The following is a 13,687-nucleotide window of genomic DNA, read 5'->3' as shown; positions in this document are numbered from 1 at the left end:
ATCACGCGACCGCGCCTTTGATCAGTACACGCCTCAGGCCCGCTGGCGGGCCAGGGTCATGGCGGTGTCTTCAATCATGTCTTCCTGGCCGCCGACCATTCCGCGGCGACCCATTTCCACGAGGATTTCCCGTGCCGGTACGCCGTATTTCTTCTCGGCGCGCTTGGCGAACAGCAGGAACGAGCCATACACCCCGGCGTAACCCATGGTCAGGGCATCGCGATCGCTGCGGATCGGGAAGTCCATGATCGGCACGACCAGGTCTTCGGCCACGTCCTGAATCCCGAATACGCTGACCCCGGTGTCGATGCCCATGCGGTCACACACCGCCACCAGGATTTCCATCGGTGTATTGCCTGCGCCCGCGCCCAGGCCCGCGGCTGCCGCGTCAATCCGGGTGGCCCCGGCTTCGATGGCGGCGATGGAGTTGGACACGCCCATCGACAGGTTGTGGTGGCCGTGAAAACCGATTTCGGTGTCCGGGTGCAACGCTGCACGCATCGCCGCCACCCGCGCCTTGATGTCGTGGGGCAGCATGTAGCCCGCCGAATCGGTGAGGTAGATGCAATTCGCGCCGTAGCTCTCCATCAGCTTGCCTTGCTTGACCAGCCCTTCAGGGCTGTTCATGTGCGCCATCATCAGGAAGCCCACCGTGTCCATGCCCAGCTTGCGGGCATAGGAAATGTGCTGTTCCGAGACATCGGCTTCAGTGCAATGGGTGGCGACGCGTATGGTGTTGACCCCCAGTTCGTGGGCCATCTGCAGATGATCCACGGTGCCGATGCCAGGCAATAGCAGGGCAGACACCCTGGCCTGTTTCATCATCGGAATGACCGCCGACAGGTACTGCTCGTCGGTGTGCGCCGGGAAGCCATAGTTCACCGAGCTGCCGCCCAGGCCATCACCGTGGGTCACTTCAATCAGTGGTACGCCGGCCGCATCCAGGCCGCAGGCGATGTCTTTCATCTGTTGCAGGCTGATCTGGTGACGCTTGGGGTGCATGCCGTCGCGCAGGCACATGTCATGCACGGTAATTTTTTTGCCGCGAAGGTCCATGGATAGCTCCTAAATGAAAGGCAAGGCTTAAGCGAGGGCAGGTTGTGGAGTGCTGGCCTTGAGTTGCAGCTCGCCCTTGAGGATTTCCTCGGCAAACATCTCCGCTGTGCGTGCTGCCGCAGCGGTCATGATGTCGAGGTTGCCGGCGTACTTGGGCAGGTAGTCGCCCAGGCCTTCGACTTCCATGAAAATCGACACCCGGTTGCCATCGAACACCGGGCCGTTGACCAGTTTGTAGCCCGGTACGTACTGCTGTACCTGCTCGATCATGTTGGCGATGGCCAGGCTGATCGCCGCTTGATCCGGCTCGGTTTCCGTCAGGCAGTGCACGGTGTCGCGCATGATCAGCGGTGGCTCGGCCGGGTTGACGATGATGATCGCCTTGCCCTTTTTCGCGCCGCCCACCTGCTCGATGGCACTGGCTGTGGTGCGGGTGAATTCATCGATGTTCTTGCGCGTGCCGGGGCCGACTGACTTGGACGCTGCCGTCGCCACGATCTCGGCGTAGGCCACGGGCTGCACGCTGGACACGGCCGCGACCAGCGGGATGGTCGCCTGGCCACCGCAGGTGACCATGTTGACGTTCATGGCGCCGCGCTTGAGGTTGGCCTTGAGGTTGACCGGAGGCACGCAATACGGGCCGATGGCGGCCGGGGTCAGGTCGATCATCAGCACGCCGAGCGCATTGAGTTTGCGGCTGTTTTCGGCGTGTACGTAGGCCGAGGTGGCATCGAAAGCAATCTGGATGTTGTCGGCCAGCACGTGTTCCAGCAGCCCGTCGACGCCGTCACTGGTGGTTTTCAGGCCCATCTCGCGGGCGCGGCTCAGGCCTTCGGAAGTGGCATCGATCCCCACCATCCAGACCGGCTCCAGCACTTCGCTGCGCAACAGTTTGTAGAGCAGGTCGGTGCCGATGTTGCCCGGCCCGATCAGGGCGCATTTAATCTTTTTGCTCATGGGAAGGCTCTCGAACGGGGGGTTAGGACACAAAGCGCAGGCGGGCAGTACCCAGGCCGCTGAGGCTCAGGCTGACTTCATCGCCAGGTTGTACCGGCACCAGCGGCGCCAGCGCTCCGGAAAGAATGATTTCGCCCTTGCGAAACGGAATGTCGAACTTGCCCAGGGTGTTGGCCAGCCATGCCACCGCTTCACACGGATGGCCCTGAACGGCCGAGCCGAAACCATGCCCGGCTGGCTGACCGTTTTTCTGCAGGTGCAACTCAACCTTGGTCAGGTCCAGTGTGCGCGGGTCAATGCGCTGCTCGCCGAGGGCGAACACTCCGCATGAGGCGTTGTCGGCCACGGTGTCCTGAATGCGGATTTGCCAGTCGGCGATGCGCGAGTCGACAATCTCGAAGCACGGCACCACCCATTGGCTGGCGGCCATGACGTCTTCGGCAGTGATGCCCGGTCCATGCAGATCCTCGCCGAGAATAAAGGCAATTTCGCCTTCGGCCCGGGGCTGAACAAGATGGTGGGCGCTGAAGCTCACATCGCTGTCATCGGCCACTTGCATGCGGTGGGTCAGAAAACCGAAATCCGGTTGATGCACATCGAGCATGTCTTGAACGGCGCGGCTGGTGACGCCGATTTTCTTGCCGATCACCTGTTCGCCCAGTGCCTGGCGTCGCTGCAAAAAACGCAGCGAGATCTGATAAGCCATGTCCAGGGTCAAGTCCGGATAACGCTGGGTCAACGGTTGCAGGCTGCGGCGCTCAAGCAGGGCATGAAACAGCTCGTCGCCCAGGGCTTCAATCAACTGTGTGTCCATATACAACTCCATAAGCCAGAAATACCGCTGTAGCCACGGTTACCGGCAGCGGCTACAGCCTTCGCGTGTGCTGGGTCAGCCCGGCCACACGCTGGATTCAGCGCCGCCGTCGACTTCGAGGATCTTGCCGGTGACCCAGCGCGAGGCCGGGGTGGCGAGGTACAGCGCTGCCGCCGCAATGTCCTCGGTCTCGCCCAGGCTTTGCAGCGGTGTGGCCTTGATCATGCCCTCGCGCATGGCCACCGGCAGCACCCGGTTCAGGGCATCGGTGAGGATCGGGCCGGGAGCAATCGCGTTGACGCGCACCAGCGGGGCAAAGTCCTGGGCCAGCAGCCGGGTCAGGTGGCTCAACGCAGCTTTGGCGCTGCCATAGGCGCTGAACTGGGTTTGTGCGTAGCGGGCGGCACCCGAGGTGATGTTGATGATGTTGCCTGTCCCGGCTTCACGCATGTGCGGCACACTGAGCTGGCACAAGTGGTAGGCCGAAGACACGTTGAAACGCAGGATTTCTTCAAAGCGTTCGACGCTCAGGGTCAAGGGATCATTCGGCCCCGCGCCACCGGCGTTGTTTACCAGGTGGGTGATGCGGCCCATGTGCTCACGGGCCTGGGTGATCAGCGCTGTACGCTGCTCGGCATCATTCACGTCACAGGTCACGGCGAGCGCGCGCCGGCCCAGACGACGTACTTCTTCAGCCACCGCTTCGACATCGCTGAGGGTGCGTGCAGCCAGCACCACGTCGGCGCCTGCTTCGGCATAGGCCAACGCAATACCGCGCCCGATGCCCCGGCCACCGCCGGTGATCACCGCCACGCTGCCGGTCAGATTGAAGCGCTGAATAATGTTCATAAACAGACTGTTCCTTGTAGTCGTGAAAAACCTCGGGCTTTACCGCCGCGTCAGCGCGGGGCCCACAGATCAGGCAGGCCCGGATCGCTGGCGGCAATCAGGCGCTTGAGCAGGACTTTAAGGGCCTGGGCATCGCCCGGCCCCAGTTTGGCCGACACGTTCTCTTCCACAGCCTTGGCCAGGGCCAGCTGCTGCAACGATGCTTCGCGGCCGGTTGCGGTCAGCACATAGCGCGGTGCATGGCTGTTGCCTTCCAGCGCCACCAGGTTCTGTTTTTCCAGAAAGCGCATGCTGGCGACCGACACCACATGCCCGGTGTAGCTCACGAACGTGTTGATTTCGTTGAGGGTCATGTTGTCGCGGATACACAGCACGGACAGGATGAAAAACGCGTGCTCGTCCAATTGCTGATTGCTCAGCAGGCGATGCAAGGCATCCAGCAGTTGGTAATGGGCCCGGCCCAGCAAATACCCGAGCAGGTCTTCGGTGTAGCTGCACTCGGGCGGCGGCGGGGTGGTCGCCAGGCGCAGTTCACTGCGTGGCTTGCGGGTGGCCAGTGCGTATTGCCCGCTCTGAAACGCCAGCGGCGCCCGGTCGCTGTGATCGAATGCGAGCACCTCACCGACAAAAATGACGTGATCGCCCCCTTCATACTGGAACGCCGTGCGGCACTGGAACCGAGCGGTGCAGTCCTGCAACAGCGGGGCTTCGCTGATGCCGTTGTCGAGCTCGATTTCAGCGAACTTGTTTTCGCCCTGCATGGCAAAACGGCCGGACAGAGGCTCCTGTTCGGTCGACAGCACGTGCACGTTCCAGTGCTTGCCCGAGCTGAACACAGGCAGGCTGCGGGCCGACTTGGCCAGACTCCAGAGCACCAGTGGCGGGTTGAGCGACACCGAGTTGAAACTGTTGGCGGTGATCCCGATCGGCGAGCCGTCTTCAGCCTGGGTGGTGATGATCGTCACCCCGGTGGTGAAGGTGCCCAGCGCGGTACGGAATGCCTGCGGATCAAAACTGCTTTGCATTGCCATGACGAACCTCATGGATTGAATTTTCGTGCTGGCAGTATTCGCCTCCGCAAAGCGCGCTACATCGTCTTAATGGACTAACGGATTCGGCCGATTATCGTCCGATTGGACGAGGTAATCCGCCGTGCTATTCGCTAGCGTCGGCTCATCGAACCGGTGTATCAGAGGACTCCTCCATGACGTTCAGCAGCACTGCTCCAGAACAGCTGTCCAGCCTGTTGCAGGCGCAAAAAAAAGCTTTCATCGAAGCGGGCCCTGTGAGCGCCGAGCAACGCCGTGAGCGTATTCAGCGGGTGATCGAGTTGCTGGTGCATTACCAGCAGCCTCTGGTGGAGGCGATGGATGCGGACTTTGGCGGCAGGCCGCAGGGTTTCTCGCTGATGAACGATGTACTGGGTTCGCTGGCCTCGCTCAAATATGCGCGTGATCACCTGGCGCACTGGGTCGCGGACGAGCCCCGAGAAGTATTCGCCCCTTATGACCAGTTGGGTGGCAAGGCCTGGGTCATGTATCAGCCCAAAGGCTCGATCGGCATCATCGGTACCTGGAACGCGCCGTTGTTTACCCTGCTGAGCCCATTGGCCTGTGCGCTGGCTGCCGGTAACCGGGCAATTCTCAAGCCTTCGGAAGTGGTGCCGCGTACCGCACAGGTCGTGGCGCAAGCCTTTGCCGAGCGGTTCGACCCGCTGGAAGTGGCGGTGGTCACCGGTGAGGCTGACCTGGCCCAGGTCTTTACCGCGCAACCGTTTGACCACCTGGTATTCACCGGCAGCACCGCAGTCGCCCGCTCGGTGATGCGCAATGCCGCCGAAAACCTGGTGCCGTTGACCCTGGAACTGGGCGGCAAGTCGCCGGTGATTATTTCCCGCAGCGCAGACCTGGCCAAGGCGGCATTCAGCATTGCCGCGGCCAAAGGCAATAACGGCGGGCAGATTTGCATCAACCCGGACGTGGTGTACGTGCCTCGCGAACAACTTGAAGACTTTATCGGAGTATTGGGGACGGCCTATGGCGAGCTGTTCCCGAGCATCGAAGGCAACCCGGATGTGGTGGCCGTGGTCAATGCCCGGCACTTGCAGCGCATTGAAGGTTATGTGCAGGACGCCCGCACCCGCGGGGCCCGGATCGAGAGCTTTCCTCAGGCGCTGCCGGCCGACGACCAGGCGCGCCGTCGTCCGTTGCAGGTGGTGGTCAACCCGCCTCGCGAAAGCCAGATTCTGCACGAGGAAATCTTTGGTCCGGCGCTGGTATTGCTGCCTTATGATGCGCTGGATCAGGCGCTGGCCGATATCCATTCCCGTGAGCGGCCACTGGCGTTGTACTACTTTGGCCAGAATGAAGAAGAGCAGCGGCATGTGCTGCAACACACGATTTCAGGCGGTGTGACCATCAACGACGTGATGATGCATGCCGCCTTGCACGATGCACCGTTCGGCGGTATCGGTGCATCCGGCATGGGGCATTATCACGGCCGTGAAGGCTTCCTTGAGTTCAGCCACTTGCGCAGCGTATTCAAGGCGCCGGCCCATGATCCTCGCCGCGAATGGGGCCTGTTACCGCCTTATGGCGAGCATTTCCTGCCTGCCATGCAGGCGATGGTCACTGCCGACTGATCTTCGCCCGTCCTCTGCAGGCGCGAGTTGTAGAGGGCGTTGCGTCAATAAAAACAAGATTTGACTGGAGATTGACCTTGCAAAACCCTGCCGTGACACCTGAAGAACCGCAAACCCCGGCTGGCTGGCCGCGTCGCCATGTCCTCAAGGCCGGCGCCCTGGCGGTCGGCGCCGGCTTGCTGGGGCGCTTTGCCAATGCGGCGAGCGTGAATGGCTTAACGCCTGACGAGTACCTGAACCTGGATGCCTGGGACATGGCCACGGCCGTGCGCAAAGGCGAACTCAGCCCGGAAAACCTGCTGGCAGCTGCCATGGCCCGCTGTGACGCGGTCAACCCCAAGGTCAAGGCGGTCAATATGCGCCATGACGCGTATGCCGATGCGCTGCTCAAGGTCCGCCGGGCGCAGGGGGCCTCGGCGTCCGGCGTATTGGCCGGTGTACCGATCCTGATCAAGGACCTCAACACCTACCTTGAAGGCACGCCGACCTCCAATGGCTGCCGCCTGTTCAAAGATGCACCGCCAGCGCCTCATACCAGCACCTTGATTGCCCGGTATCAGGCTGCAGGTGCCGTGCCGTTCGGCAAAACTACCTGCCCGGAATTCGGTCTGACCACAACCACCGAGTCCTTGTTGTGGGGGCAGACCCGCAACCCGTGGAACCTGGCGATGAGCGCCGGAGGATCGTCCGGCGGGGCCGCTGCAGCAGTGGCTGCGGGGATCGTACCGGTGGCGCATGCCACGGACGGTGGCGGCTCCATCCGGATTCCGGCCTCCTATTGCGGTCTGGTCGGGCTCAAGCCCAGCCGCTATCGCACCCCGAGCGGACCCGGCAAATACGAGGGCTGGTTTGGTGCCAGCGTGGGCAATGTGGTGTCGCGCAATGTGCGGGACATGGCGTTGTTCATGGATGTGGGCCAGGGGCATGAGGCTGGCAGTCCGTACTGGACCAAGCCGCTGGTGCGCCCGTATGTGGACGAGTTGAATGCGGCTCCCGGGCGCTTGCGGATCGGCCTGGTGCGAGACTCGCTGACCGGCTCGCCACTGGACCCGGCGGTGGCCAAGGTGCTGGACGATACGGCCAGGCGTCTGGGCGGGCTGGGGCACAACGTTGAAGAGTTGCGCCTGAATATTGATCCGCGCCAACTGTTCGGTGCCCACGGCGCAGTGATTGGCGACGCTTTGCTGACCCTGGTGCACGACCGCGAACAAGTCCTGGGTCGCAGCGGCACTCCTGAAGACTTCGAGCGCATCACCCAGGTGGTGCTGGGCAATGCCCGCAAAGTCACGGGGGAGGGCTTGTACCGGGCCCGCCAATCGTTTGAAAGCATTGGTGGCTACATGGAGCAGCAGTTCGACAACTATGACGTGATCCTGTCGCCGGTCACCGCCAACGTCACGCCGGAGCTGGGGCTGCTGAGCCTGAACCAGCCCTGGGAAAGCTATGCCCACAACGCCATGGGCAGTGCTGCGTTTACCGTGCTGGCCAACGTCAGCGGGCAGCCGGCCATTTCGTTGCCGATTGGCATGAGTGACAGCGGTCTGCCGATCGGCATGATGTTTACCGGCCCGCTGGGGGGCGAGGACGTGTTGCTGCGCCTGGCTGCGCAACTCGAGCAAGACCGTGCGTGGGCCCGCCTGCCAACGGTATAGGTCCCGTGCAAGCCGCGATCGTTGGCAGGTGCTGAAGATCGCGGGCTTGATCCGCCCTGTGGGGTTGATTGCCGGACACCGACTAGTCCGCTTTGACGATGATACGCAGCCTTCCAGACGGGATTATTCGTCATACACCGCCCGCGCATTCGCGCAGCGAGAGACTGACGGAGAACAGACGGATGGATCAGATGCGAGAGAAAAGTCCGATAGAACTTGAGCTGCTGCAGCGCGCACGGGACCTGATACCGGCGCTCAAAAGCCGCTCGGCGCAGGCGGACAAAGACTGCAAACTCCCCGATGAAACAGTTCGCGACCTGCAGCAAGCCGGCTTGCTGCGCGCCTTGCAACCCAAGATGTGGGGCGGGCATGAAGTCGATCTGCGGACTTTCTTTGAAATTCAGATGACCCTGGCCGAAGGCTGTATGTCCACCGCCTGGGTGTTCGGCGTGGTCGGGGTTCACCCCTGGCAACTGGCGCGCTATCCGGTTGAAGCCCAGCGCGATGTATGGGGGGAGGACAGCTCGGTGCTGGTGGCCTCGACGTACATGCCGGTGGCCAGGGTTACGCCGGTCAAGGGCGGCTATCAGGTCAGCGGTCGCTGGAGCTTCTCCAGTGGCAGCCAGCATGCGCAGTGGTGCCTGCTCGGCGGTATTGTGCCGCAGGACGAAACGGGCCCGACCGAGCACGGCACCTTCCTGATCCCGGCCAGTGATTACCGGATCGAGCAGAACTGGGACGTCGTGGGCCTTCGCGGCAGCGGTAGCCACGACATCATTGTCGAGGATGTGTTTGTGCCGGCGCATCGCGTCCAGCGCACCAACAACTACAGCATCGAAGCCACGCCGGGGCGCCTGACCAACACCAACCCGATGTATTCGATCCCGTTTGCCCAGGTGTTTGCCCGTGCCGTGTCGACGTCGGCCATCGGTGCGTTGCAAGGGGCGATCAATGAGTTCTGCGACAACGCTGCCAAGCACATTGGCAAGCACGGTGCCAAAACCGCCGAAGACCCGGCGGCCCAGGCGGCCGTTGCCGAAGCCATCATCACTGTCGATGCCCTCAAGCTGGTGTTGATGCGCAACTACGGGAACCTGATGGCCCTGGCCAGCGCCGGTGAATACCCGGATGTCGAAACCCGCTTGCTGTATCGCTACCAGTCCTCCCACGTGACCAATGTCTGCGCGGACCGGGTCAGCGACCTGTTGCGTTGCATGGCGGCCTCGGGCTTGTACAACACCAATCCGGTGGCGCGTTACTTCCGTGACCTGCACCAGGCACGCGGACACATCGCCAACAACGAAGCGGCCTACCGCCGCAGCTACGGGCTCGTACAGCTGGGCCTGCCCAACGCAGACCCTTTTGTTTGATCAGGCAACAGTGATCAAGCGGCGTTGATCGAATCGCGCCACACGGTGTTCGCAGCTGTTTAACGACAGAGGGCTGCGCGCACCGTTGGCCGTTCTGTCAGGCCAAATTTCTGACCTCAACGGATGGCATAACAATAATGACAACTCACGTTCAGTCTCAGTCCAGCTATGACGTTATCGTGGTCGGCTCCGGTGCCGGTGCCATGACCTCGGCCCTGTTTGCTGCCGATCAGGGCCTGTCGGTGCTGATCGTCGAAAAAAGCGACAAGTACGGCGGTACCTCGGCGATTTCCGGTGGCGGGATCTGGATCCCGAACAACCATTACTTCGCGGCCATGGGTGGGCAGGACAGCGCTGAGTTGTCGATGCAGTACCTCAAGGCCGCCACGGGCGAGCACGGTGATCCGGTGCGCTTGCAAGCCTATCTGGACAATGCTGCAGCGATGATCAAAAAGCTGACCGACAGCAGTCGTGTGCGCTATGCCGTGGCCGCCAAATACCCGGATTACTACCCGCAACTGCCAGGTGCGCTGGCCGGAGGTCGCACCCTCGACCCCGAATTGTTCGACACCAGCCTGCTGGCTGAAGAATTGCCCAACCTGCGCAAGCCGTCACCTTCGACCTTGCTCATGGGGCGCATTGCGTGGACTGCCCGCGATGCGCACAAAGCGATGGCCCGCAGTTTTGGCTGGCAATGGCTGATTTTCAAACTGATGGCCCGCTACAAGCTGGACTTCAAATGGCGGCGCAAAAGCAAGTACGACCGCCGTGCCGCCCTCGGCAGCTCGCTGGTGGCGTCCTTGCGCCGTTCGTTGATGGACCGCAATGTGCCGCTGTGGCTCAACACCGATTTTCAGGACGTGCTGCTCGACGGCGATCGGGTGTGCGGGATCAAGGTCGCCACCGGCGGCAAAGTCCTCGAACTCAAGGCCCGGCGCGGGGTGATTTTTAGCGCTGGCGGCTTTGAGCAGAACCAGACCCTGCGTGAAAAATTCCTGCCGCAACCGACCCGCGCCAGTTGGAGCGCTACTCCACCGGGCAACAACACCGGGGCTGCGCTGGAAGCCGGGCTCAAAATCGGCGCCGCCACGGCACTGATGGACTGGGCGTGGTGGGCCCCGACGATTGCCGTTCCCGGGGAAGAAAAACCCCGTGGTGTCTTTGCCGAACGGGCGTTTCCGGGCGCCATCGTGGTCAACGGCCAGGGCCGGCGTTTCGTCAACGAGGCGGCGCCGTACCTGGAATTCGTCGACGCCATGTACCGCGACAACCAGAAAACCGGCGGTCAGTCGGTGCCATCGTGGGTGATCTTCGACGGTCATTTCCGCTTCCATTACGCCATGGGCCCGCTCATGCCGGCGCAGGTCGCCCCTGACAGCCGTTTGCGCAAAGAATGGCTCAACACCGTGTACTGGAAGGCTGACAGCCTTGACGCCCTGGCGGCGCAAATTGGCGTCGATGCCCAGGGCCTGAACGGCACCGTGCAGAAAATGAATGAGTATGCGCAGACCGGTGTCGATCTGGAGTTTGATCGTGGCGGCAACGTGTTTGACCGCTATTACGGCGACTGCAATATCAAGCCCAACCCCTGCCTGGCCCCGCTGCGCAAAGGGCCGTACTACGCCATGCGCCTGGATGCCGGCGACATCGGCACCAAAGGCGGTCTGCTGACCAACCAGCATGGGCAAGTGGTTCGCGAGGACGGGCAGCCCATCAGTGGCCTGTACGCCATCGGCAACTGCTCCGCTTCGGTGATGGGCACCAGCTACCCGGGCGCGGGCGGCACACTGGGGCCTGCGATGACCTTTGGTTACATCGCGGCCAATCACATTGCGGCTCAAGCGCCGGTAGCGTCCAGCGTCCAGCAGGAGGCCCTGGTATGAGCCGGCCCCGTCGCGACAGCAACACACCGATTCTTGCGCCGTTGGCAGAAGAACAACTGGGCGACCGGACGTGGAGTGACACCTGTGATGTGCTGGTGATTGGCTGGGGGGCGGCGGGTGCCTGTGCGGCGCTGGAAGCCCGCAGTCATGGCGCACAGGTGATCATTGCCGATCGTTTTACCGGCGGTGGCGCCAGCGCCAAAAGTGGCGGCGTGGTGTATGCCGGTGGCGGCACACGGCAGCAGCAGGCGGCCGGTTTCAGTGACAGCCCGCAGGCGATGTTTGACTACCTCAAGCACGAAACCCAGGGTGTGGTCAGCGATGCGACCTTGCGCAAGTTTTGTGCTGACAGCGTGAGCAACCTGAGCTGGCTGGAAGGCCACGGTGCGCGTTACGCCCACAGTGTGCCGCCCGGGGGCAAAACCTCTTATCCATCTGATGGCTACTTTCTGTATTACTCGGGTAACGAGCTGGTGCCTTCCCATGCCGGTGAGCAGGCGCCGGCCCCGCGAGGGCATCGAACCGTGGGCAAGGGCCAGTGCGGCGCAGTGCTTTACCGTCATTTGAAGGACGCCTGCCTGAAGGCCGGGGTTCAGCCGTTATTGCAATCTGCCGCCCGGCGCCTGGTGATCGATGCCAGCGGACGGGTGATTGGCGCCGAACTTTGGTGCCTGCCCGCGGGCAGTCGCGAGGCGATCCTGCATGCGCGCCTGGCCGCCCGGGCAGAGCGCTTGCAAAATTTTGCGCCGGGTTACTGCGACCGCTTGCGCCAGAAAATCACTCAACTGGAACATGACCACGCGCGGCCGACCCTGGTGCGGGCGCGACGCGGGGTCATTCTCAGTACGGGCGGTTTCATCTTCAACCGCGAGCTGATCCAGGATCACGCGCCGAAATTCCGCCGTAATTTCAAGGTCGGTGCCACCGGTTGTGACGGTAGCGGCCTGCGCCTGGGGCAGTCGGTCGGGGCCTGCAGCGAACGGCTGAGCCGGGTGTCGGCCTGGCGCTTTATCAATCCACCGTATTGCTGGCCCAAAGGCATTGTGGTTAACACCGATGGCCAGCGGTTTTGCAATGAAGAAGTCTACGGGGCCACCCTGGGGCAGCCTTTGTGTGAAGAGCAGGGCGGCAAGGCCTGGCTGATCCTGGATGCGCGGCTGCGCAAGCAGGCCATTCGCCAGGCGCTGTTTGGTGGCTACTGGTGGTTCCAGAGCGTGCCGGCCTTGGCGCTGATGCTGCTCAAGGTCCGCAAGGGACAAACACCTGAACAATTGGCGAGTACCTGCGGCATGCAACCTGCCGAGCTGAGTGCGGCGTTGCAGGCATACAACGCAGGGGCCCGTGGCGTCACGGAAGACGCCTTTGGCAAATCGACAGGCAGTCGCCAGGTGCTTGATCAGGGGCCGTTCTACGCCTGTGACATCAGCGTCGGCAATCCGGTCTTTCCGCTGGGGGCACTGACCCTGGGTGGCCTGAAGGTGGATGAAGACAACGGCGCCGTACTGGATGACAACGGCGAACCCGTGGCCGGTCTGTTCAGTGCCGGGCGTACCGCCATTGGCGTGGCTTCCCATCTCTACATCAGCGGTCTGTCGCTGGCTGACTGCGTGTTTTCCGGACGCCGTGCCGGGTATGCGGTGAGTGCGGCGACAGCACCGGTTTCTGAAAACCTGGCCCTTGAGCCTCTTTAAAAGGACGACGACATGAGTGCACGGGTTGCAGGCAAAGTGGCTTTGATCACTGGCGGCGCCAGTGGTGTCGGCCGGGCCAGCGCCATGCTGCTGGCGCGAGAAGGCGCCCGGGTGGTCATCAGTGATATCGATGTGGCCGCCGGGTTGGCCCTGGCCGAAGAGATCGGTTCCCAGGCGCTGTTCATTGAGCACGATGCCGCCAGCGAAGCAGACTGGGCGCGGGTCATCGAGCGCATCCGTCAGGACTACGGGCGCCTGGACATCGTGTTCAACAACGCCGGGATCTTGCTCAAAGGCGGCATTGAAGACACGGACTATGCCGACTGGCAGCGGGTGCAACGGGTCAACTCCGACAGCGTGTTCCTGGGGTGTCGCGCCGCCATCAGCCTGATGAAAGAGGGCGAGGGCGGTTCGATCATCAATATGTCTTCCATCGCCGGGGTTGCCGGCCGTGACGATTACGTGGCCTACAGCGCCTCGAAAGGGGCGGTTGCGGCAATGACCCGCTCGGTGGCGGCGCTGTGCCGTCGACGCAAATACCGGATCCGCTGCAACTCCTTGCACCCGGACGGCATCCTCACCCCCATGACCACATCGACGTTACCGGCCGGGGTCGATCCCTGGAGCCTGAGCATCGATGCCGACCCCATGGGGCGCATGTGCTTGCCCGAAGATGTGGCCGCCAGCGTGTTGTTTTTGGCCAGTGACGAGTCACGGGCCATCAACGGCATCGAATTGCGGATCGACAGTGGTCAGTTTGTGATGAGTATTTGA

General features: G+C 62.4%; 11 protein-coding genes. 6 read left to right on the top strand and 5 right to left on the bottom strand.

Annotated features, from left to right (window positions below; translation table 11 throughout):
- Positions 1–33 precede the first annotated feature (33 nt).
- The 5 genes from dmpG to AWM69_RS09835 all read right to left on the bottom strand — a co-directional run bounded on the left by dmpG (position 34) and on the right by AWM69_RS09835 (position 4,707).
- Complete coding sequence (gene dmpG / locus AWM69_RS09855; RefSeq protein WP_048380275.1) at positions 34–1,056, bottom strand: 4-hydroxy-2-oxovalerate aldolase; 1,023 nt, start codon at positions 1,054–1,056, stop codon at positions 34–36.
- 27 nt (positions 1,057–1,083) lie between these two features.
- Positions 1,084–2,013 carry an acetaldehyde dehydrogenase (acetylating) gene (locus tag AWM69_RS09850; RefSeq protein ID WP_048380274.1) on the bottom strand — a complete coding sequence of 310 codons (930 nt, stop codon included), beginning with the start codon at positions 2,011–2,013 and terminating at the stop codon, positions 1,084–1,086.
- Between the two features lie 22 nt (positions 2,014–2,035).
- A complete protein-coding gene (locus tag AWM69_RS09845) occupies positions 2,036–2,827 on the bottom strand; it encodes a fumarylacetoacetate hydrolase family protein (RefSeq protein WP_218726485.1) in 792 nt (263 codons plus the stop codon).
- Between the two features lie 75 nt (positions 2,828–2,902).
- Positions 2,903–3,676: a glucose 1-dehydrogenase gene (locus AWM69_RS09840; RefSeq protein ID WP_218726483.1), complete on the bottom strand. Its 774-nt coding sequence runs from the start codon at positions 3,674–3,676 to the stop codon at positions 2,903–2,905.
- Positions 3,677–3,726: 50 nt separating this feature from the next.
- Positions 3,727–4,707 (bottom strand): flavin reductase family protein, encoded by a 981-nt coding sequence (locus tag AWM69_RS09835; RefSeq protein ID WP_131654029.1) that lies wholly within the window; start codon positions 4,705–4,707, stop codon positions 3,727–3,729.
- 173 nt (positions 4,708–4,880) lie between these two features.
- Between AWM69_RS09835 and AWM69_RS09830 the strand changes: the two genes are divergently transcribed.
- The 6 genes from AWM69_RS09830 (at position 4,881) to AWM69_RS09805 (ending at position 13,687) form a co-directional block, all read left to right on the top strand.
- Positions 4,881–6,317 (top strand): coniferyl aldehyde dehydrogenase, encoded by a 1,437-nt coding sequence (locus AWM69_RS09830; protein WP_218726481.1) that lies wholly within the window; start codon positions 4,881–4,883, stop codon positions 6,315–6,317.
- A 77-nt stretch (positions 6,318–6,394) separates the two neighbouring features.
- The gene (locus tag AWM69_RS09825) at positions 6,395–7,969 is read left to right on the top strand and encodes an amidase (protein ID WP_218726479.1); all 1,575 of its coding nucleotides are present in this window, start codon (positions 6,395–6,397) and stop codon (positions 7,967–7,969) included.
- Positions 7,970–8,151: 182 nt separating this feature from the next.
- Positions 8,152–9,339, top strand: coding sequence for an acyl-CoA dehydrogenase family protein (locus AWM69_RS09820; protein ID WP_218726477.1), 1,188 nt, complete (start codon positions 8,152–8,154; stop codon positions 9,337–9,339).
- 137 nt (positions 9,340–9,476) lie between these two features.
- On the top strand, positions 9,477–11,222 hold the full coding sequence (locus AWM69_RS09815; RefSeq protein WP_218726475.1) for an FAD-binding protein: 1,746 nt from the start codon (positions 9,477–9,479) through the stop codon (positions 11,220–11,222).
- The gene (locus AWM69_RS09810; protein ID WP_218726473.1) at positions 11,219–12,913 is read left to right on the top strand and encodes an FAD-binding protein; all 1,695 of its coding nucleotides are present in this window, start codon (positions 11,219–11,221) and stop codon (positions 12,911–12,913) included. The genes AWM69_RS09815 and AWM69_RS09810 overlap by 4 nt, the downstream gene beginning before the upstream one ends.
- A gap of 12 nt (positions 12,914–12,925) precedes the next feature.
- Entirely contained in the window at positions 12,926–13,687 is a 762-nt protein-coding gene (locus AWM69_RS09805; protein WP_131654023.1) for an SDR family oxidoreductase, read from the top strand.

The sequence above is a fragment of the Pseudomonas sp. D1HM genome (genome assembly GCF_019266105.1).
Lineage (GTDB): Bacteria > Pseudomonadota > Gammaproteobacteria > Pseudomonadales > Pseudomonadaceae > Aquipseudomonas > Aquipseudomonas taetrolens.
Note: the sequence above shows the minus strand (reverse complement) of the source record. Positions and strands in the feature narration are given on the sequence as shown.